Genomic DNA, 21,343 nt, shown 5'->3' on the forward strand with positions numbered 1-21,343 from the left:
CAGGATGAGCGTGACCCTTCGGGGGCGGGGGCGCAGGCTGGGTTGGGCCGATTGGACTGTGCGGGTGGGTGGGGGCGGGCGTGGGTGCTGGGGGCTGCCGCCCCCAGACCCCCGCTTCGGCCTGAACGGCCTCGTCCTCAAACGCCGGACGGGCTGAATGGCACGGACCGGCGTCGGGAAGTGGGCGCCGCTCAGCCCAGAAGGTGCCGGTTCGGTGCCTTCGCGCGCTCCTCGTACTCCGGGAGTACGACCACCTCGACGCCCTCCGCCGTCAGCAGGCCGTTTCCGTCCGCCGCCGTCACGAACGTGTCCGGCTCGCGCCAGGACGTGACCACCCGGCGTACCCCGGCGTCGAGGATCAGGCGGGCGCACGGCTTGGGGCGGGAGGCGCGGTGGGCGCAGGGTTCCAGGCTGCTGTAGACCGTCGCGCCGGACAGGCGCGGGTCGTTGGGGTCGAGCTTGGCCAGGGCCGCCTCCTCGGCGTGGACCACGGGGTCGTCGCCCTCTCGGGAGTGGCCGCGGGCCAGTTCCGTGCCGTCGGCGGCGACGATCACCGCGCCGACGCTGAAGGCCGTCCGGGAGGGCGGGCACAGGGCCGCGAGGTCGCAGGCGAGGGAGAGCCAGTGGTGGTCGGCGGCGGACGGGAGGGATCCGGCACCGGGAGCAGTGGGTTCGTAGCGCATCAGGACCACGTCCTCGATCCGCCGGGTTTCGAGAAGGCGCAGGCGGCCGGCCTGGTAGTCGCCGGGGCCGAACAGGCGGGGGGCGTCCGGCGTGCCGACGAACAACGGGGCCAGGACCAGCTGGAGTTCGTCGGCGAGGCCCTGCTGGAGGAGCTGGGTGTGGATCGTGCCGCCGCCCTCGACCATGAGGCGCCGTACCCCTCGTACCTCGTGAAGGTGCTCCAGGAGGCGGCGCCAGTCGAGGTCCGGGCCGAGCGGGACCACGTCGGCCGCCAGGCCCGCCGCACGAGCCCGCTCCCCACCCTTGTCCGTCGTGTAGACGACCTTGTCCCCGCCCGTGTGCCAGAACTTCGCCGTCGGGTCGAGGTCGCCGGAGCCGCTGACCGTGACCTTGAGGGGGTACTCGGGCTGTCCGGCGGCCACGCGGGCGGCGCGGCGCTCGGGCGAGTTCACCAGGAGCCGCGGGTTGTCGGCGCGGATCGTGCCGGCGCCGACGAGGATGGCGTCGACGGAGGCCCGTACCTCGTCGACGCGGTCGAAGTCGGCGGGGGACGAGAGCAGCAGGCGCTCGGGGCCGGTGTCGTCGAGGTAGCCGTCGAGGGAGACGGCGGCGGACAGCAGGACGTACGGGTACGGCATCGGACGCGCTCACTCTCGGCGGCGGACGGGGCTTGGGCAAGGGTCGCGGGTGGGGCTTGGGCTTGGCTGCGGGTGGGGCTTGGTTCAAGTTTGAAACAAACCTACACTGGTGGCATGACGACTCGCTGGCTCACTCCGGAGGAGCAGCGCGCCTGGCGCGCGTACATCGCCGCGGCGCATCTCCTGGAGGACGCGCTCGACCGGCAGCTCCAGCAGGACGCCGGCATGCCCCATCTGTACTACTCCATCCTGGCCAACCTCTCCGACGAGCCCGACCACCGGCTGCGGATGACCGATCTCGCCGAGCGGACGAAGATCACCCGCAGCCGGCTGACGTATGCCGTGACCCGGCTGGAGAAGGACGGGCTGATCCGGCGCGAGAACTGCAACTGGGACAAGCGCAGCAGCTTCGCCGCCCTCACCGACGAGGGGATGGCGGTGCTGGAGCGCACGGCACCGGGGCACGTGGAGACGGTACGGGCCTTCCTCTTCGACCACCTCACCAAGGAGCAGGTCGGGCAGCTGGAGGAGATCTTCACGGAGGTCACGCGGGCACTGGAGGCGGACGAGACCCGTCCGTCCGCGGACGAGGTGCCCTGGCGGCGGCGGTCGTCCTCGTCGCCGTGCTCGGGCGACGCGAGTGAGTGAGTGAGCCCGTGAATGGGCGAGTGAGCTGCACCATAATTCTGTTGCTTCAAATTTAAAGCATAGGGTAGGGTCACGGACCATGGATCTGCTTCAAAACTGAAGCAGATACGCACGGACCCGGGAGACCCGCATGCCCGACTTCCCCGCCGCCACCCAGCGCTCCCGCGTCCGGGTGCCGCTGCACTTCCAGGACGGCTACAGCGTCGACGCCGAACTGGTCACCTTCCACGGCCTCACCGACGGCCAGGAGCACGTGGCCGTCGTCCTCGGCGACCCCGCCCCCGGCACCACCCCGCTGGTCCGGCTGCACTCCGAGTGCCTCACCGGCGACGTCTTCGGCTCGGCCCGCTGCGACTGCGGCCCCCAGCTGCGCGAGGCGGTCGAGCGGATAGCCGAGCGCGGTGGCGTCCTGCTCTACCTGCGCCAGGAGGGCCGGGGCATCGGCCTCTACAACAAGCTCGACGCGTACGCCCTCCAGGACCAGGGGCTCGACACGTACGAGGCGAACGCGGCGCTCGGGCTGCCGGAGGACGACCGGGACTACACGGCGGCCGCGCAGATGCTGCGGTCCCTCGGCATCGGCGAGCTGGACCTGCTGTCCAACAACCCCGACAAGGCCGGCCAGCTGCGCGGGCTCGGCATCTCGGTCCGCGACCGCGTCCCGACCGGCGTCTTCACCACCGCCCACAACGTGCGCTACCTGCGCGCGAAGGTCCTGCAGACCCAGCACACGCTGCCGCTGGGCGAGCTGACGGAGCTCAACGCGGGGTGAGAGGCGAGGGTGGCGGCGCCCGAAACAGACAGACGGGAAGAACGGACGCCGCCGTCACGAACGTAAAGTGGCGTCTCGTTCAGTGTCAACAATTTCGTTGACCTCTTACCCGTACTTCAGGGAGCTCACCACACGCAGGGAAGCGTCACGTCGATCACAGTCGGCCCGCCCACCGGACTGGTCACCTCCACGGTGCCGTCCAGCGCCGCGACCCGTCGCCGCATCCCGAGCAGTCCCGAGCCGTCCTTCTCGTCGGCGCCGCCCTTGCCCTCGTCGGCCACGCGGACGCGCAACCCCCGCTTGAGCCGGGCAAGTTGGACCGAGGCGACCGGTGAGCCGCTGTACTTGGCCGCGTTGGTGAGGGCCTCGGCGACCACGAAGTAGGCGGCCGCCTCCACCGCGGCCGGCGCGCGCAGCCCGTCCTCCTCCAGCCGTTCCACCTCCACGGAGACCCTGAGCCCGCTGCTCGCGGCCAGCGCGCGCACCGCGCCGACGAGCCCGCGGTCGCTGAGGATCGGCGGATGGATACCGCGCACGACCTGACGCAGCTCGGTCAGCGCCGTCTCGGCCTGCGCCTGGGCCTCGTCGAGCAGCTTGCGCGCGGTCTCCGGGTCGCGGTCGTACGCCCGCTTGGCCAGGCCGATCCGCATCGACAGGGCAACGAGATTGGCCTGCGCGCCGTCGTGCAGATCGCGTTCGATACGGCGCAGCTCGGCACCATGGGCCGAGATGGCGTCGGCACGAGTGGCGGCCAACTCCTCCACACGGGCGGCCAGTTGCGCCTTGGGAGACGGCTTGAGCAGCGCGGTGGACCAGTCGGCCTCCAGATCCGCGATCCGCACGATCAGGGGCAGGACGACGGGGGTACGACGCAGCAGCCCGCCCCAGACGCCGTCGACGACCAGGCCGACCGGCCACAGCGGCAGGGCGAGGGCGAGCAGGGCGCCGTAGAACCAGTACGCGACCATCCAGCGCAGGTCGGTGAAGGTGCCCGGATCGCGTACGGCCGTGCGGATGCGCGCGCGGACCGTGCCGGTGAGCGGCTGGTAGGCCTCGGGGATCTTCTGGCCGGTCCAGGAGGCCGTCAGCGTCCGCTTGGCGCCGGCGATCCGGCGGATGATCAGCACGGTCTCGGGCAGCAGCCAGGCGCCGACCACGGCCAGTGTGCCGACGGCCGTGATGATCAGCACGGTGATGAAGAGCCACAGACCGAAGGCCATCGCCGCGGCCAGCGCGAGATGGCCCGTGGCCCGCCCGGCCTGCCGCAACGTTTTCCGCATACGGCCACGCTAGGGGAAGGGGGCGGTGGGCGCGGTGTAGCGGGCTACACCATTAGCGGCGGTCGTCGGCTTCAGCGCGGGGCGATCTCGATACGGACGTTCCCGGCCGCCGCCCCCGCCGCCCGTCGGCTCTCCTCGCGGGTGCGGCCCGCGGCCAGGACGTGGCAGAGCCGGTCCGTGTTGGAGCCGGTCGTGGTGACCGGGTCTCCGACGGACACGCGGCTGACCACGTCGTGGACTCCGGGGGCGCGGCGGGCCGTCTCCGTGCCCGTGATCGAGGTGACGTGGCCGTCGGCCGGGGCCGTCAGATGGAAGAGGCAGGCCGCGCCTCGGGTGCGTGCGGCGAGGAGCGGCAGGCCGAGGTGGGCGCGCAGGACCTGCTCGGCGCAGGAGACACCCGTGGCGAGGTCGATGGCACGGTGAATGCCGGCGCCGACCAGGCGGGTGTTGATCTCGACGAGCACGGGTCCCGAACCGGTGAGCACGACCTCGAAGTGGAAGGGGCCGTTGCGGTAGCCGAGGGCCTTGCACACGGCCGCCGCGTAGTCGTCCAGGTCGGGGTGGAGGGGGTCGGTGGCGAAGGCGACGCTGGTCTCGACGTAGTACGGGGGCGGGCCGAGGGTGCGGTCGCTGTGCCCCCAGATCTCCAGGCGTCCGTCGACGACCATGCCCTCGGCGCTGACCAGCGGACCCCGCAGTTCCTGCTCGCACAGCAGCGTGCCGGCCGGGACGACTCCGTCGCCGTAACCGGCTCGCAGCCGGTGCGCGTCGACCGCGCGCCGCAGGTCGTCCACGGTCGTGGCGCGCACGGTGTCGAGGCTGGAGAAGCCGTCGACGGGCTTGACGACGAGCGGTGCGGGGAGGGGCAGTTCGGTGACCGGGCGGCCCGGCGGCACGACCGCCCAGCGGGCGTTGGGCACGCCGTGCTCGTCGAGGCGGGCCCGCACGGCGGCCTTGTCGTTCCAGCCGCCCGCCGGCCAGTCCGGGTTGGCGGTGTCGAGGCGCAACAGGGTCGCCGCCTGCTGGGCGACACCGGCGAAGGGGTCGACCCAGCTGACCAGCGCGTCGGGACGCCGCCCGGCGAGCGCGTCGGCGACCGCGTCCGCGCTGCGGGTGTCGGCGCCGATCCAGCTGTCGACGAGCTCACCGACGAACGGTTCGAGCCGCTCGCGGTGCGCGGTGACGACGGTGGTGGCGACGCCGAGGCGGCGGGCGGCGCGCAGTCCGGAGATGCCGTTGGCGTGCGGGTTGGGCGGGGCGGCGGGGGGCAGGAGCTCGACGAAGGCAACGGCAGGAGTCATAGGGGGGTGCCCTTCTCGCGTACGTCCTTCGCGCGTACGTCCTTCGCGCGTACGTCCTTCGCGCATAGGCCCTCCTCGCATCCGCCCTCCTCTACGGCCGGCATCCGCCGCAGCCGCCGTACCTCACCGCTCAGCAGGAACGGCAGCCCCGTCGTCGTCACCAGTCCCGCGACGGCCAACGCCCCGCCCAGTCCCCCGCGTTCGCCCCACTGCGCGGTGGCCCAGCCGGCCAGCAGGCCTCCCGCCAGCGAACCCAGCGGGATCGTGCACAGGTTGACCGTGCGGGCGGTGGCGTGGACGCGGCCCAGCAGGTGCGGTGGGGTGATCAGCTGGCGCAGGGTCGTGACGCTGATGTTCCACACCGGCAGCCAGAGCGCGGAGACGAACGCGATGGCGACGACGACGGCCGTGGATCCCGTCAGCAGGGCCAGCGGGGCCGCCGCCCATACGACGCCCTCCGTGACCGTCGCGAGCAGCACCGGCCCGACCCCGGCCCGCTCGACGAGCACCCGGCTCGCGGCGGCGCCGAGCACCGCGGCGAGCGCGCCCGCGGTGAGTACGGTCGCGGCGAGGGCGGGCGGCAGATCCAGGGCCCGGTACAGGAACAGCAGCAGGACCGTGTCGACCATCGCCATGCTGAGGTTGCGCAGCGCCGCCGCGGCCGACAGCGAACGCAGCAGCGGGGTACGCCAGATGTAGCGCGCCCCGTCGAGGATCTGCCGCCGCCACGGAGTCGGTTCGGGATCCGGTACGGCGGACTCGGGTGTCCGGATCGCGAGCAGCCCGGCCGCCGAGGCGACGAAGCTCGCGGCGTTGGCGGCGACGGCGAGGGCGGGGCCGAGGAGTTGTGTGACCGCGCCGCCGAGCGCGGGGCCGCCGGCGCGGGCGACGCTGGCCGACATCTCCAGGCGGGCGTTGCCGAGTGACAGCAGCTCACGGCCGACCAGGCGGGGCAGATGGGTCTGGTAGCCGACGTCGAAGACGACCGTGCACACGCTCACCAGCGCCGCCACGGTGTACAGCTGCCGGAGGTCCAGCCGCCCGGCCAGGGCGAGGGCGGCGAGGACGGTGAAGAGGGCCAGCCGGGTCAGATCGGCCGCGATCATGTACGGCCGGCAGCGCACCCGGTCCATGAACGCGCCGACGAACAGTCCCAGCGCCGGAAACGCCACGGTGGCCATCGCCCGCACCACCCCGACCTGCGGCGCGGTGGCGTGCAGGGTGAGGATGGCGAGGCTGGGCAGGGCGAAGAGCGATATCTGATCCCCGACGAGACTGACACTCTGCCCGAGCCACATCCGCCGAAAGTCCCGCCGCTGGGCCGCGGATTCGGCGACGACGGCACTCACGGCACGTCCGCCGCGTCGGCGTGAAGAGGCGAGTCCCCGCCCAGCCCCGACTCGCACATCCCGTACGGCCCCTCCATCCCCACGACGATCACCTTCACCACCGGCACCCCGAGGCCAGGACGGGTCAAGTCCACGGCGACGGCGGTGTGTTGGGGGTGCGCGGTCACGGCCCGTACCACCGCGGCCAGTTCGTCCGCCGACGACGCAGCCGCATCCGGGGACACCGCCGACGCCGAGACCGGATCCGAGGGCACTGCCCGCGCCGAGACCGACCCCGAAACGGCCGCGCACGACGAGACCGCATCCAGCACGCACGGACCCGACACACCCGCACCCGACACACCCGCACCCGAAACGGCCGCCCCCCACATCTCCCCCCGCTCCCGGAAGTCCACCTCCTCCGGCTCCCCGGCGAGTTCGTCCCACACGGCCCGGACCAGCTCCGGCGCCCGTACCCGGTCCAGTTCCTCGCGGCTGAGGTCGTCCCGGCTGCCCGCGATGTACGTCAGCCGCTTCTGCAGCGCCTCCTTCACCGCACTGGCGAAGGCGGCCGCCGGCGAGGGATGGCAGCCGAAACCGTCGTGGACGCCCGCGTCGAGGACGTCCCGCCGGTGCGGTGGGGCCAGCACGACGCAGCCATAGCAGGGCACTTGAGTGTGCGAGGTGACGTCCCAGGCGGCCAGTTCGAGGCCCGCCGCTCGGGTCATGCCGATCAGCCTGCGGCAGACGGGGTCGGTCACCGTGTCGAGGCGGATCCGGTACGACGCCGAGTCCGCCCGCCAGCGGGACTCCGCGTCCCGCTCCACGACCTCGCACAGGCCGTGCAGCAGCGCCTGTTCGAGGCTGTTGCCGGAGGCGAGCCCGTTGGAGTTGCGGGCGAGGCCGGGTTCGCCGAGCTCGCCGGCCGTGAAGTTCATCGACACCGACTCGTACGGGACCCAGGTGTCGGCACCGGTGACCAGGTCGGTGCCGCGCAGCCAGCGTCGGGACTGCCCGCGCGTGACCGACCCGCCGAAGGCGCGCGGGAGTCGGGCCGGATCCACGGCCCGCGCCACCCCGGCCATCTCCTCGTACGTCCCGGTCCGTGTCGGCAGACCGAGGTGCTCCGCGTGCCAGGTCTCGACGGCCTCCATCAGCGCGCCGGCCTTGGCCGCGGCGGGCGTGAGGCCCTTGCCGATGCTGGTCACCAGGGAGCGGGCGGTGGGCCGCAGCGCGAGGCAGACCGGCAGGCCCACGTGGTCGAGGCCGGTGACGTCGGCCAGCCTGGTAATTCCGATGCGTTTTCCCACGGGGCCGAATCTCCGCAATGTTTCTTCCGGAGGAATTTCCGAATCCCTCCGACCACGCCTCCTCCGTTTATGGAGACCTTGCGAAGATCCGACCCCCCGGTATTCCGGCAGGCTCAACAGGCGCCGTTGGCCGCGCCCGCGCTGGACACCGAGGACTTGACGGCGTTCGCCGCACCGGCGGAATTCACCCGGCGCTTCACGGAGTTGGCGGCGCCCGCACTGTGCACGGCACCCTTGACGGCGTTGGCCGCGCCGGAGCTCGTGACCTGCTGCCGGATCGCGTTCGACATGTGCCCTCCTCGAACTGGCTGACAATCCTGGATGACAATCAGTGGCCGATGCTAGCAATACCCTTCGCTTTCCTGAAGAACCAGGAAGCTGTAGGTCTCCTCGAAGGTGAAATCCTCGACGGGCGCGCATGCGTGCAGTTCACCGTTGGCAATGCGCCACAATGTCTCGATCGCGTCGGCACGTTTGAGGTTGGTGTCGGTTTCCCGGAGGAAGCGGCGGAGGCGGTCGGCCGTCTCGCCGGGCCCCGCGTCCGCGATCACCCGCGACCAGTGCCGGTCCGCGTAGAACACCTGCTTGGCCTGCCTGACCAGCAGCTCCTCCAGCTCTCCGGAGATCACCCCGGCCCGCCGGGCGAGATCGAGGCCGTACCGGATGTTGACCATCGGCTCGGAGAGCGGGCGGTATCCGGATTCCGCGTCCCCGTGGATCACGGCGACCTCGTCGTCGTCCTCGTAGGATCCATCGTTGTATGACGAAAAGATCCGGCCATATCCCTGCATTCCGTACCGGCATAATTCGGCCGCACGCAGCGCGCCCATGCTGGAGCAGCCGATCACGGTGACGCCCTGGGACAACGCGTACATGATTTCCTTGTGCCACACCGAGGGAACTCCCTGGAAATAGCCGTCGACCAGCACAATTGTCCCGCAGCCGGCCCGGACCGCTCTCAGCACGTCACCGACCGAGACCGGCGGAAAGAATTCGGCCGCGGGCAGTGCCTTCTCGGCCTCCGCGACCGGAAGTGTCGGCCCGAGAAACACACGTGTCGTCATACTGAGGTCCATCCGACGCGGCTATGGAGGTGGCGGTGGGCGAGTCCGTCTGGCTGCTCGACCGGATCCAGAGCGATTGGGAGGTCGACACGCTCTGCGCGGCGCTGAACGACCGGGGAATTCCCGCGGAACGCGTCGACTGGGCGGAGATCCAGCCGTACGCCGTGCCGCCCGGGTTCGCCGGCCCGCAGGGCCTCCGCGAGGCGCCGCGGCTCGCCGTGGTGACCGCCCGGGTGCTCACCCGGCACACCGAGGGAGACCTCGCGCTGCTCTACGACTGGCTCGCGATGCTGGAGGACCAGGGCGCGCGGCTGGTCAACCCGGTGGGCTCGCTGCGGGTCTGCCAGAACAAGGTGCGGCAGGCGGCGCGGCTCGCCGCGGCGGACCTTCCGGTGCCGCCGACGCGGGCCGTGCGCAGCGCCGAGGAGGTCGAGCGGTGCCTCGCGGACTGGGGTGACGTCATCGTCAAGCCGATCACCGGGCATGCCTCGGTGGACGTGATCCGGCTGGTGCCCGGTGGCGGGGGCGGGCAGCGGGGCAGTCTGCTCGGGCTGCGCGAGGACATCGTGCTGTGGCACTGGCTGCGCCGCCACCATGTGCTGTGCGCCCAGCGGTTCGTGGAGAACCCGGGCCGCGATCTGCGCGCGGCGGTGATCGGCGGCCGGGTCGCCTCGTGCCACTACCACGTCAGCACCGCGCCCGACGGAAGCGTGCGCAGCCTGCTGCACCCGCTGCAGTGGGCCCCGGCCGAGCTGACGGACGACCTGGAGCGGATCCTGGTCAAGTGCCTTGAGGTGCTGGGCCTGGACCTGGCGACCATCGACCTCGTCGAGGGCCCCGACGGCCCGGTCGTCATCGAGGTGAACCCCACGGTCAGCCGCTGGGAGCCGGTCGAGGGCACGGACCTGGACCTCACCCCGCACGGCATCACCGCGGCCCAGGCCGACCTGCTCACGGACCTGCTCCGCCCGTGACCGCGAACGGGTCGAACTCCCCGGCACCGGCGGCACCGACCACAGGTTGCAGCTGGGACCACCAGGTGGCCGCCGGATCGAACCGGGCCAGAAAGGGCCGCCCCACCCAACCCGGCTCCCGTGCCTGCAGATACCGCAGCACGAACACCCGATCCTCCCCCGCCCCCAGCACCCCGTCCACGCACACCTTGCCCTCGTCGGCGGACATCACCGGCCCGCGCACGGTCCTGGCCAGCCCCGACACCCCCGCGTACGCGTCCCGGTAGATCTCCCAGGCCCGCCCGAGCGGCACGGCGAAGTGGTCCTGCGGCCCGGTGTCCCGCTCGACGAACATGTAGTACGGCACCATGTCGAGCCGTACGGCCGAGGACCACAGCTCCTGCCACAGCGCCGCCTCGTCGTTGACGCCCCGGATCAACGGGGCCTGCACCCGCACGGAGGCACCCGTCTCCAGCACCCGGCGGACCGCCTCCACCGCGACGCCGGTGCCCAGCTCCCGCGGATGGGAGTAGTGGGCCATCACCACCAGCCGCCGCCCCGCGGCCACGATCCGCCGGAACAGGTCGAGCAGTTCGCCCGCGTCCGGGTCACTGACGAACCGATACGGCCAATAACTCAGCGCCTTCGTCCCGATCCGCAGCGTCGACACGTGCGCGAGATGGTCGGCGAGCAGCGGCTCGACGTACCCGGCGAGCATCCGCGCGGACATCACCAGCGGATCGCCCCCGGTCAGCAGCACATCACTGACCTCGGGCCGACTCGCCAAGTACCGCACCACCGGCTCCACTTCACCGGCGAACCGCAGATCGGCGTCGCCGACGAACTGCGCCCACCGGAAGCAGTAGGTGCAGTACGCGTGACAGGTCTGCCCGCGCCGCGGGAAGAACAGCACCGTCTCCCGGTACTTGTGCTGGGTCCCCGGCACCGCCCGCCCGTCGACCACGGGCACGTTTCGCTCCCGCTGCCCCGAGGGATGCGGGTTGAGCCGCGCGCGTACCGCCCGTACGACATCCTGCATGCGCGACCGCGGCGCGGAAGCCGCGAGCAGTCCCGCCACCCGCTCCCGGTCGTCGGCGGGGAGCATCTCCGGCTGCGGGAAGGTGAGCCGGAACATCGGATCGTCCGGTACGGCGGACCAGTCGATGAGCTCGTCCACGACGTAGGAGTTGGCGCGAAAGGGCAGCACCTCGGCGACGGCCCGCGCCTGCAGCCGGTACGACGCGGACAGCGACGACCGGCTCAGGAGCACCTCCAGGTCCCTGCTGCCGTACGGGCGGAAAACCTCGGTCGGTGTCCCCTGCACAAGCAAGCCGGATCCCCTCGTCGCATGCCGTCGTACCCCTCGGCAGCCCTGTCCCGACTCCCTTCCTAGCAAAGGCCCCAGACAGCGGCCAGTACGCATACGCACCGACCCGCGATTACCGGACAGGCGGTCATCCCGGCCGGCTCCGCCTACGCGAGCGGCCCCAGGATCTCCTGCGATTCGACGAGTCCCTGTTCGCTCGGGGCCTCGCCCGCGCCGAAGACGCGTTCGGCCTGGCGGGCCCGGAATTCGAGGTGGGCCTCGGCGGGCCTGGGGTAGCCGTGGCGGGCGCGGGCTTCCGCAGGGGTGAGGGTCTCTTCCTCACGGGGCGGGATGCCGAGCTTGACTGGTGCGACCACCGCGACCGTCGAGGGGGAGATCAGGCCCAACAGACGTAGTTCCACATGGGAGTTGAGGTGGGCGAGCGCGAAGGACGCCTTCATGACGGGCACGATGAGCGCGTCCAGGAGGCGGGACTGGCGGATGCCGGCCAGTTCGCGCATCCAGCGCGGCATGGTGGCGATCGTGGCGATCCGCTGCGCCCGCGCCACCGCCAGCCGCGCCGGCTTCGCCCAGAACGGCACCGGCGGCAGGACGAGTTCGGTCCTGAGCAGATGGTTCATGGCCTGCCGGGCGATCGGGCTGGCGGACAGCCGCGGCCGCATGCGTTCGAAGTACGCCCGGACGCCGTCGCGGGTGCGCGGAACGTCGTCCGGGGAGCACGTCTGCAGCTCCGCCGCGAGCGCGCACGCCTCCCAGTACTCCGTCTCCTCCTCCGCGGAGAGCTTGCCGGGCCCGTACTTCTCGTACGCGTAGAGGATGGAGTGCCAGCCGGTGAGCTGGATCCACAGCTGGGAGGCGGGGTCGTTGGCGTCGTAGGTCCCGCCGCCGTAGGGCAGTTGACCGATCGCCTTGGAGTGGACCTTGACCAGTACATCCGCGGCCTTGCACACCTCCCGGGACCCGGCGAAGGCGACCATCGCGAAGTACTTGAGCGTACGGTCGTAACGCGTCCGGGAGCGCCGGTAGATGCCCTGCGTCGCGTGGACGGCGGCGACGAGCGGCGGGTCGAGTTCCTCGACGACCACGGCCCGTTGGAAACCCACGGTGGGTGCCGTCGGGTAGCTCCAGACCTTCCAGACCACGGAGCCGGGCCCGAAGAACCCGTAGTCCTCGTGGGGCTGGATCTCCCCGCGCTTCAGCTTCGCCATGGAGCCGCTCCTTGTACGTGCGCGGTACGTACGCGGTAGGTGCGCGACACGGGCCGCATCGCCGATTACGACACTGCTGTCGTAAATTAAGACACGGGTGTCGTAAACTGCCAAGGTGTCAGCGCCGACCTCTTCGGAAGACAAGCCCCGCAAGCCCCGCAAGCGCCGCCCCTACGCCCCGCGCGTCCCCATCGAACAGCGCCGCGAGCAACTCCTCGACGCCGCCCTCGCCGTGATCGTGAACGACGGCTACGACCGCATCTCCATCGACGCCATCGCGAAGCGCGCCGACGTCGCCCGGGCGGTGGTCTACGGCGCCTACGACAACCTCGACGCCCTGCTGACGGCCCTCCTCGACCGGCAGCAGGCGCGCGCGTTCGGGCGCCTGCTGGAGACGATCCCGAACACCACGGAGGGCCCTCGCGACCCCGCCGTGTTCGTCTCCGAAACGGTGCGCCGGATGTCCGCGATGCTCCACGAGGACCCCGACACCTGGCGCCTGATCCTGCTGCCCCCGGGCAACATGCCCCCGGTCGTCCGCGACCGCATCGAGGTGGACCGGGAACGCTTCCGCCTCCGCGTCGAGTCGTGGATCTCCCGAGCCCTGACCGCCCGAGGCGACGCCCCGGCCCTCGACCCGCAGATCCTCGCCCACGCCCTGGTCGCCTGCGCGGAACACTTCGCCCGCTTCGCCCTCACGGACCCCGGCCGCTTCGACGCAGCGCGCCTGACCGGCCAGGTCGAGGTGATCCTGGGCGCCATCTGGCCGCGAACACCCTGACGACAGGGAGACGCCCCGCCCAAGGCATGACCGCGTCTGTCACTGACCGGACTCCAGCTCCCGTGCGCCATAGCGGATGTCCGACACTGCTTCGAGGGGCCATCATCGTCATGGAGGACGCAGGAGCGTCCATGCTCAGCCTCATCGGCCCGACCCCTCAAGCGGCACTACAGACGCACGCAGGGCCCCGGCCGACTGCTCACCGGCCGGGACTGTGTCATATCGCTTACAGGCTGTCTAGGATCTTCGTCCGACGATCCCGGTACTCCTCATCCGTGATCGCACCAGCCGCGCGCAGCTGATCAAGCGTCTGCAACCGCGACGCAACGTCCGGAGCCGCAGGCGGAGCAGCCGGCACACCACCGGTGATCTTCTGACGCAACTGGTCCGCCAGAGCCTTCCCCTGATCCTTCGGTACCTGCTTGATCTCGGCTCTGCTGCCCGACGCGAACACCGTGAGCGTGCCCATCAGCATCCCGCCCGACCACTGCACCGAGCTGATCCGGCTGTACGGGAAGTCCTCCACCTTCTGGGACATCACCCCATGGAAGTAGAAGACGAGGCGCTGGTTCGTCATCGCCAGCAGGCCGTTGCCCTTGCCGTAGACCCCCGTGGCGAGCATCTCGACCGTCTCGCCCTCCCAAAGTACCTCGGGCAGCTTCTGGATCTCGCGCTTTGCGCCGAAGGAACTGGACAGCTTCTCGGCCGCTGCGTCAATGTCCGGCCGCACGTTGAACGCCACCATGGCGGTCCCCCCATCTCGATGGTGCTCGGATCGTACCGAGCACTCTGAGCCTGGAGGAGCTGGATGTGACCACCGACCGGAGTGAACTCACCAGCCACGACTACCACCAGATGCGCACCCGCATCCTCGCCGCATCCGACGCGTGCATCGTCTGCGGACACGGCGCCGCCGATGCGGTCGACCACATACACCCCGCCAGCAAGGGCGGCAGGGTTCCAGGGCGAGCCACCTGTTGGGGTCGCCAAGCCAGATCACCATCACTTCGGTTGAGCTTCGGCTGAGCTAGCGATCTTCGTGGCCCGAAAAACGGCTGAGGCCCCAGCTCCAAATCCCTCTGAGCTGGGGCCTCTGGCGTAGGCCCTGTGGGACTCGAACCCACAACCAATGGATTAAAAGTCCACTGCTCTGCCAATTGAGCTAAGGGCCCAGGCGATGTTGCCTCCCCGAGCATAGCCGGACACGGCCGTGTCTCCGATCGGGTATCGGGGACACGGCCGTGCCGAGGTCGGGCGGCAGGTCGGGAGTGTCAGGGATCGACCTTTTCCGACCCCCCACCGAGGCCCCCTCCGAAGCCCCCCACGCCCCCCGAGATCTTCGTCGTCGCCGCCCGTGCCTCCTCCCGCGCCCGCGTCCGCTCGTGCTCCGGGTTCAGGAACCATTCCCGGGCCGAGGCGAACCACCACGCCGCCGCGAAGCCCAGGACGACCAGGACCGCGATCGGGGCGTAGTTGAAGCTCTCCCAGGTGACCGGGGACAGCTGCGGCAGCATGAACAGGACCGTGATCACCCCGACCCACACCACCGAGACGATCCCGATCAGTCGCGACCAGCGGCCCAGATGCCACGGCCCCCGCTCGAACGCCTCGCCCTTGAGCAGCCGCAGCAGCGTCGGGATGACGTACGCGATGTAGAGCCCGATCACGGCGACGGACGTCACCGCCGCGTAGGCCGTGTAGTTGATGAGGTACGGAAGCCCCAGCACCAGCGCCCCCGCCGCCGCCAGCCACACCGCCGCCACCGGTGTGCGGGTGCGCGGGCTGACCGTGTGCCAGACGTTCGAGAAGGGCAGCGCGCCGTCGCGCGAGAAGGCGTAGATCATGCGGCTGTTGGCCGTCACCGAGGCCATCCCGCAGAACAGCTGCGCCCCGATGACGACCAGGAGGAGCAGCTTGCCGGCCGTGGCGCCCAGCGCGTCGAGCAGGATCTGGGCCGGCGGCGCGCCGGTCGGCGACGCGAGCTCCTTGTCGTAGTTCTGGATCGCGAAGGTGAAGCCCAGCAGGAGTACGAAACCGGCTATCCACGACGTCCAGATGGACCGGACGATTCCCTTCGGGCCCGCCGTCGACGCGTCGTGCGTCTCCTCCGTCATGTGGGCCGAGGCGTCGTAGCCCGTGAAGGTGTACTGGGCCATCAGCAGGCCGAGCAGCACGACGTAAACCCCGCTGCCCCAGCCCGTGTTGTTCACGAACTTCGTGAAGACGAAGGACGCCGACTGGTGGTGGTCCGGTACGAAGGCCAGCGCGCCGACGATCACGCCGACGCCCAGCACGTGCCACCACACGCTGATGTCGTTCAGCAGGGCGACGATCTTCACGCCGAAGGTGTTCAGCAGGCCGTGCAGGACGAGGATCCCGGCGAAGAGCAGGACCGTGCGGCCCGGTGTCACCTCGAAGTCGAACTGGAGGTTGAGGTAGGCGCCGAGGAAGGACGCGGCGCCGAAGTCGATGCCCGCGGTCACCGCGACCTGGCCGAGCACGTTGAACCAGCCCGTGAACCACGCCCAGGCGGCCGCGGTACGGGGCGGCGCCAGGCGGTGGGCCCAGAAGTACAGGCCCGCGGACGTCGGGTACGCCGAACAGATCTCGGCCATCGACAGGCCGACGAACAGGGTCATCAGGCCTACCGCGACCCAGCCCCACGTGATCACCGACGGGCCGCCGGTGTTCATGCCGAACAGATAGAGGGTGAGGCAGCCCGACAAGACCGAGATGATCGTGAAGGAGACCGCGTAGTTGGAGAACGCCGACATGCGGCGGGCAAGGACCTGCGTGTAGCCGAGCTGGGCAAGCCGTTCTTCGTCGGACAGTCCCGAGGGGGATGGGCCCGACTGCCCGCTCGCTATGGCGTCATCTGTCATGCCCCCAGCGATTCCCTCGCCGAGGGCGTGACATGCATCACAGCATGGCTAAAAAATGCCCTTGTACCCCTGCCAGCCGCTCCCGATCAGCACCCGCCCGCCGAAGGAACCATTGCCCTTGCCGCCGTACCGGAAAAGGTGCCCCGCGGTGTCCCGCACGACCAGGTCGTTCTTCCCGTCACCGGTGATGTCGCCGACGCCGACGACCGTGTTGTACGTCGATCCCCAGCCGCCGAATACCTTTGCGCGGGCCGTCGAGATTCCGCCCCTCACGCCGTTGTAGCGCCAGAGCGTGCCCGCCTTGTCGCGGGCGAGGACGTCCCCGAGGCCGTCTCCGTTCAGGTCCCCGGCACCGACGATCTTCGTGAAGCCACCCCACGCCGACCGGATCCGCTTCCCGGCGGCGAGAGCCCCGTCGCTCTTCGCGGCGAAGAGGTACACGTCCCCGGTCGACGCCTTCCGCGCCAGCAGATCCGGCCGCCCGTCGCCGGTCAGGTCGCCGGGCGAGGTGAGGACGTTGTAGGCGTTCCAGCCACCGCCGAGCTTCTTGTACGGCATCGCGGGCGTCGGCGCCTTCCCGCACGGCACCTCGTAGCCACGCAGCGAGCCGTCCGCCATCCGCACCAGGACGTCCTCGCAGCGATCCCCGTTCAGGTCCCCGAACGGCACCGCCGCCACCTTGGCCGACCAGCCGCCGCCGGAGACCTTCCCCGCGAAGGCGCCCTTGCCGTCGCCCTGTTGGAAGGCGAGCGTCCCGGAGGAGCTGAGGGTGAGCAGATCGGCGAGACCGTCCCGGCCGACGTGGTCGCGGCGCACGGGCGCGGCGAGGGTGCCGGCGGTGAGGATGTGGATGCGTTCCGCCGAATCCGCGTACGCCAGCCTGTTCCCGTTCGCCTCCAGCGTCCAGCGGACTCCCCGGTCGGAGGTGAGACGTCCGTCCAGGTTCCCCGCCGCGGGCAGGTCCGCCACGTCCGCGGTGACCGCCTTGCCGGAGGCGACATCGGTGCGCACCAGCTTGGCGCGCAGGACGTCGTGCCGGATCAGGAAGCCGTCGGCCAGCAGGGCGGCCCCGGCCGGCACGGCCACCGAACGGCCCCGGGAGCGGTCGAAGACGCCGGCCCTCCCCTGCTCCGTACAGGCCCAGTAGACGAACCGGCCGACGGCCTGCACCTCGTCGGGCGCGCAGCCGGAGCCGACGCCCACGTCCACGGCCGGGTTGCCCGAGGCGAGCCGGGTCAGGGTCAGGTGGCCGGGCGTTGCGGCGGCCGTCCACAACTGGCCGCCCCACAGCGCGCCGGCCGCCGCCGGGCGCGTGGCGAGCACCTTCAGGTGCGCCCAGTCGAAGACGTACAGCTTGCGGCCGTCGGACGCGAGCGTGTCCATGCCGTCCGTGGCCACCACCTGGATGTCCGGATCGCCGAGCATCACCGTGTCGACCAGGCCGTCGGGCCGGCGGCGGTGGATCGACCCGCTCATGCTTCCCGGCCCGTCGTCGTAGACGACGGAACCGTCCGCGAGCCCCTGGAACCGGAGACAGGCGGCACTGACGGCACACGGCTTGGCCCGGCCGCCGACCGACCGCACCGGGCCGACCTCGGGCGGCGAACCCGCCGACACCGTACGGGTGTTCCACATCACCTCGTACGACGAGGACGTGCTGGTCCGGTCGGTGTAGGTGAGCATGCCGGCCGCGAGGGCCAGCCCGTCGACGGGCGCCGGCACCGGCGGCAGGTCGAGGATCTTCGTGACGGTCAGGTCCCCGCCGGACGCCTGCGTCACCCGCTGCACGCCCCAGTCCTCGGGCCCCGAGCCGCCCGTGACGACGGCCGACCCGTCCGGCGCCTGCGTCAGCGAGATCTCCGCCTGCGGGAGCAGCTGCCGCCAGTCGCCACCGGTGAGCGGTTTCGTCAGCAGCGCGCGGGTGTGGTCCTCGACGGAGACGAGGTGGTCCCCGACGACGGTGAGCGCGATCTTTCCGGCCGTGGTGGACACCGGAACGTCGACGGCCGGTCCCTGCGGGTCGTCCCGACGCACCAGCCGTGCGCCCAGGTTGGGCAGCCACCAGCCCACGTAGTCGTGGGTGAGCAGCGGCTTCCAGGACAGGTTCGGCTTGTACGGCGCGAAGACCGGGGTGACGGTGGCGGCCCGCAGGTCGACGACGGCGAGCTGGGCGAGGAAGATCCCGGGGTCGTCCGTCGGCACGAGGTAGTGCAGCACCAGCGAACGGGCGTCCCGCACGACCGGCCCCTGGATCCGCACGCCCGCCGGGAACCCGCTCACCACCGTGTCGGAGGTCCCGCCGCCGGCCGCGGGCCTGAGCACGTGCAGCGCGGTCATGTCCTGCGGGCCCTCGCCCTCGTAGGCGACGACGGCGACGCCCGCCACCCCCAGCGAATACAGGTTGTCCGGCACGGTGACCGTGCCCCGGTCCGCGCCGGTGGCGATGTCGCGGAACCGGATGGTGTCCGGGGTCCGCCCCAGCACCTCGTACGCCGTGTCGGACTGGGCCAGACCGAGGTGTCCCTGGATCCCGTCCCAGCGCGAGAAGTCGGTGAGGTCCCGCGACTGCCCGGTCGCGTAGTCCGTCCACTGCTGATGCTCGACGCCCTCGGGCTGCGACAGCAGTCCCGTGTCGCCGTACCCCTCAAGTCCCGCGTCACGCGGGACGGTTCGGACCCCGGCGGGCAGTACGGTCTCCCCCGGCGCGCCGACGGCCGGCGCCGCCCCCGCCGACCCGACAACCCCCGGCGCCCCCACGGCGAGCACGAGGACGGCGACCGACGCCACGCCCCCGAGCAGCCGCCGCCGTACAAACGTGCGGCCCTTCAACGGAACCCCCCGGCCCCTCGACCCTGCGCCTGTGTGTGAAATGTGCATGCCCTGAGCGGGCGGGGGGAGAGTACCAGCGCCAGGTGTACACGAAGGGCCCGTACGACCAAGTCGTACGGGCCCTTCGTCAGCTCACTCCGCGTCAGCCGTTGCGCTTCCAGCGGGGCTTGTCGTCGCGGCGGCCGAAGGAAGAGCCGCCACCGGTGCCGCGGTGGTCGTCGCGGCGGCCGTACGGACGCTCGTGGCCGCCGGAGCGGAAGCCCGGACGGTCGTCGCGGCGGTCGCGGTTGAAGGGACGGTCGCTGCCACGGTGACCGCCGCGCTCGTCCCGGCGCTCGAAGGAACGCCCGGCCGGACGGTCGTCGCGACGGAAGCCGCCGCGGTTGTCGTCGCGACGCTCGAAGGAGCGGCCGCCACGGTCGTCACGGTCACGGTTGAAGGAACGGCCACCGCGGTCGTCCCGACGGTCGTCACGGCGGAAGCCGCCACGGTCGTTGTCACGGCGCTCGAAGGAGCGGCCACCGCGGTCGTCGCGGTCACGGTTGAAGGAACGGCCACCGCGGTCGTCCCGACGGTCGTCACGGCGGAAGCCGCCACGGTCGTTGTCCCGACGCTCGAAGCCACGGTCGCCCCGGTCGCGGTTGAAGCCGCCGCGGTCGTCACGGTCGCGGTTGAAGGAACGGCCACCGCGGTCGTCCCGACGGTCGTCACGGCGGAAGCCGCCACGGTCGTTGTCCCGACGCTCACGACGCTCGTACGACGCCGGGGCCTCGGCCCTGTCGACCTCCTGCGCGACCGGCTGCTCGGGCACGGACACCTCGACCGCCTCGGCAACCGCCGCCTGCGCCTCGGCCACCGCGGCCTCGGGATCGTCACCGCGCTCGCGGGCGACCCGAGCCACCAGCCGGTCCGCCTCCTCACGCAGCTCGGTCGCACGCCGCTGCGCCCGCTCCAGCTGCTTGGTGAGCTGGGCGACCTCGCGCTCGGCCTGCTGCGCCGCGTTGGCCGCGGACTCGGACTGGACCTCGGTCATCGAACGGGCGCCGGTGATCTCGGCGACCTCGGGGTCGAAGGCCGTACCGGAGTTGATGATGTGCCGCCCGGCGTCGACGCCCGCGTCCTCCATCAGCCGGAAGATCTGGCGCCGCTGGTGCGGAAGCGACAGGGACACGACCGTGCCGGTGCGGCCCGCGCGAGCGGTACGGCCGGCGCGGTGCAGGTAGTCCTTGTGGTCGCCGGCCGGGTCCACGTTCAGGACCAGGTCGATGCCGTCGACGTGGATGCCGCGGGCGGCGACGTCGGTGGCGACGAGGACGTTGACGTACCCGTCCTTGAAGTCGGCCAGGGTCCGCGTCCGCGCGCCCTGGGTCATGCCGCCGTGCAGCGCGTCGGCCTTCACGCCGGCGTCGCGCAGCTGCTCGGCGACGCGGTCGGCGCCGAGCTGGGTGCGGACGAAGATGATCGTGCGGCCCTTGCGGGAGGCGATCGCGGCGGTGACCGGCGCCTTGTCCTTGGGCTTCACGATGAGGATGTGGTGCGACATGGTCGTGACGGCGCCCTGGGCGGCGTCGACCTCGTGGCTGACCGGGTTGTTCAGGTACCGGTCGACGAGGGTCTTGATCTCGTTCTCCATGGTCGCGGAGAAGAGCATGCGCTGGCCGCCGGCCGGGACCTGGTCGAGCAGCTCGGTGACCTCGGGCAGGAAGCCCAGGTCGGACATCTGGTCGGCCTCGTCGAGTACGGCGATCTGGACGTCCTCGAGGGAGCAGGCGCCGCGGTTGATGATGTCGCGGAGCCGGCCCGGGGTGGCGACGAGGATGTCGACCCCGCGCTCGAGCGCGTAGATCTGGTTCCCCATCGACGTACCACCGCACACGACCTTCATCTTCAGGCCGAGGACGTCGCCGTAGGGCTGGAGGGCGTCCGCCACCTGCATGGCGAGCTCACGGGTCGGCGTGAGGATGACGGCGCGCGGCTTGTGCTTCGCGGTGTGCCCGCCGGCCAGGGTGGCCAGGGTGGGCAGACCGAAGGAGAGGGTCTTGCCGGAGCCGGTGCGGCCACGGCCGAGGATGTCCTTGCCGGCCAGGGCGTCCGGGATGGTCGCGGCCTGGATCGGGAAGGGGGTGGTCACGCCGTTCTGCGCGAGCTTGCGCACGACGCCCTCGGGGAGACCGAGGTCGGCGAAGGTGACCGAGGGGGTCTCCTCGACCGTCTCGACCGTCGCGAGGACCTCTTCGACGGCCTCGTTCTCGCCGTTCTCGGGCACGACGACGTGATCAGTACTGGAAATGGACATGCGTATGCGAAACCTTCCGGAGTCTCGTCGGCACGCGCCCGT

At 71.2% G+C, this 21,343-nt stretch carries 17 protein-coding genes and 1 tRNA gene; 4 read left to right on the plus strand and 14 right to left on the minus strand.

Translation table 11 applies throughout. The features are described from left to right. Nucleotides 1-191 precede the first annotated feature (191 nt). A complete protein-coding gene (locus MQP27_RS25710; RefSeq protein ID WP_242767878.1) occupies nt 192-1,322 on the minus strand; it encodes a dihydrofolate reductase family protein in 1,131 nt (376 codons plus the stop codon). Between the two features lie 114 nt (nt 1,323-1,436). Between MQP27_RS25710 and MQP27_RS25715 the strand changes: the two genes are divergently transcribed. Together MQP27_RS25715 and MQP27_RS25720 are read left to right on the plus strand one after the other, a co-directional pair. Continuing rightward, a complete protein-coding gene (locus tag MQP27_RS25715) occupies nt 1,437-1,970 on the plus strand; it encodes a MarR family winged helix-turn-helix transcriptional regulator (protein ID WP_242767880.1) in 534 nt (177 codons plus the stop codon). Nucleotides 1,971-2,100: 130 nt separating this feature from the next. Next, on the plus strand, nt 2,101-2,742 hold the full coding sequence (locus tag MQP27_RS25720) for a GTP cyclohydrolase II (RefSeq protein WP_242767882.1): 642 nt from the start codon (nt 2,101-2,103) through the stop codon (nt 2,740-2,742). A 125-nt stretch (nt 2,743-2,867) separates the two neighbouring features. On the opposite strand, the gene MQP27_RS25725 is transcribed toward MQP27_RS25720, so the two are convergent. The 6 genes from MQP27_RS25725 to MQP27_RS25750 form a co-directional block, all read right to left on the minus strand. Next, on the minus strand, nt 2,868-4,022 hold the full coding sequence (locus tag MQP27_RS25725; protein WP_242767884.1) for a sensor histidine kinase: 1,155 nt from the start codon (nt 4,020-4,022) through the stop codon (nt 2,868-2,870). 71 nt (nt 4,023-4,093) lie between these two features. After that, nucleotides 4,094-5,323, minus strand: a complete 1,230-nt coding sequence (locus MQP27_RS25730; RefSeq protein WP_242767886.1) for an ATP-grasp domain-containing protein — start codon at nt 5,321-5,323, stop codon at nt 4,094-4,096. Continuing rightward, on the minus strand, nt 5,320-6,672 hold the full coding sequence (locus MQP27_RS25735; RefSeq protein WP_242767888.1) for an MFS transporter: 1,353 nt from the start codon (nt 6,670-6,672) through the stop codon (nt 5,320-5,322). Before MQP27_RS25735 ends, MQP27_RS25730 begins: the two co-directional genes overlap by 4 nt. Further along, nucleotides 6,669-8,078, minus strand: a complete 1,410-nt coding sequence (locus tag MQP27_RS25740; protein ID WP_278196559.1) for a YcaO-like family protein — start codon at nt 8,076-8,078, stop codon at nt 6,669-6,671. The genes MQP27_RS25735 and MQP27_RS25740 overlap by 4 nt, the downstream gene beginning before the upstream one ends. Continuing rightward, nucleotides 8,075-8,251, minus strand: a complete 177-nt coding sequence (locus MQP27_RS25745) for a hypothetical protein (protein ID WP_242767891.1) — start codon at nt 8,249-8,251, stop codon at nt 8,075-8,077. Before MQP27_RS25745 ends, MQP27_RS25740 begins: the two co-directional genes overlap by 4 nt. Before the next feature lie 51 nt (nt 8,252-8,302). Further along, entirely contained in the window at nt 8,303-9,025 is a 723-nt protein-coding gene (locus MQP27_RS25750) for a TfuA-like protein (RefSeq protein ID WP_242767893.1), read from the minus strand. 35 nt (nt 9,026-9,060) lie between these two features. Here MQP27_RS25750 and MQP27_RS25755 point away from each other — a divergent pair, with 35 nt between their 5' ends. Beyond that, nucleotides 9,061-9,999, plus strand: a complete 939-nt coding sequence (locus MQP27_RS25755; protein ID WP_242767894.1) for an ATP-grasp domain-containing protein — start codon at nt 9,061-9,063, stop codon at nt 9,997-9,999. On the opposite strand, the gene MQP27_RS25760 is transcribed toward MQP27_RS25755, so the two are convergent. Both MQP27_RS25760 and MQP27_RS25765 read right to left on the minus strand, forming a co-directional pair. Further along, nucleotides 9,977-11,302 carry a KamA family radical SAM protein gene (locus MQP27_RS25760; protein WP_242768757.1) on the minus strand — a complete coding sequence of 442 codons (1,326 nt, stop codon included), beginning with the start codon at nt 11,300-11,302 and terminating at the stop codon, nt 9,977-9,979. The genes MQP27_RS25755 and MQP27_RS25760 overlap by 23 nt on opposite strands. A 149-nt stretch (nt 11,303-11,451) precedes the next feature. Further along, the gene (locus MQP27_RS25765) at nt 11,452-12,513 is read right to left on the minus strand and encodes an oxygenase MpaB family protein (protein ID WP_242767896.1); all 1,062 of its coding nucleotides are present in this window, start codon (nt 12,511-12,513) and stop codon (nt 11,452-11,454) included. A 115-nt stretch (nt 12,514-12,628) separates the two neighbouring features. Here MQP27_RS25765 and MQP27_RS25770 point away from each other — a divergent pair, with 115 nt between their 5' ends. Further along, the gene (locus MQP27_RS25770; RefSeq protein ID WP_242767898.1) at nt 12,629-13,294 is read left to right on the plus strand and encodes a TetR/AcrR family transcriptional regulator; all 666 of its coding nucleotides are present in this window, start codon (nt 12,629-12,631) and stop codon (nt 13,292-13,294) included. Between the two features lie 226 nt (nt 13,295-13,520). Here the strand turns inward: MQP27_RS25770 and MQP27_RS25775 are convergent, their stop codons facing one another. From MQP27_RS25775 to MQP27_RS25795, 5 genes are all read right to left on the minus strand, one after another. Then, nucleotides 13,521-14,039: a PH domain-containing protein gene (locus MQP27_RS25775; RefSeq protein WP_242767900.1), complete on the minus strand. Its 519-nt coding sequence runs from the start codon at nt 14,037-14,039 to the stop codon at nt 13,521-13,523. A gap of 354 nt (nt 14,040-14,393) precedes the next feature. Further along, nucleotides 14,394-14,466: transfer RNA gene (locus tag MQP27_RS25780), tRNA-Lys, on the minus strand. 99 nt (nt 14,467-14,565) lie between these two features. After that, nucleotides 14,566-16,176 carry an amino acid permease gene (locus MQP27_RS25785; RefSeq protein ID WP_242767902.1) on the minus strand — a complete coding sequence of 537 codons (1,611 nt, stop codon included), beginning with the start codon at nt 16,174-16,176 and terminating at the stop codon, nt 14,566-14,568. A 48-nt stretch (nt 16,177-16,224) separates the two neighbouring features. After that, nucleotides 16,225-19,005, minus strand: a complete 2,781-nt coding sequence (locus tag MQP27_RS25790) for an FG-GAP repeat domain-containing protein (RefSeq protein ID WP_242767904.1) — start codon at nt 19,003-19,005, stop codon at nt 16,225-16,227. A gap of 142 nt (nt 19,006-19,147) precedes the next feature. Beyond that, nucleotides 19,148-21,301, minus strand: coding sequence for a DEAD/DEAH box helicase (locus MQP27_RS25795; protein ID WP_242767906.1), 2,154 nt, complete (start codon nt 21,299-21,301; stop codon nt 19,148-19,150). Nucleotides 21,302-21,343 lie beyond the last annotated feature (42 nt).

Origin of the sequence: Streptomyces cylindrosporus, assembly GCF_022698165.1 — a bacterium.
GTDB lineage: Bacteria > Actinomycetota > Actinomycetes > Streptomycetales > Streptomycetaceae > Streptomyces > Streptomyces cylindrosporus.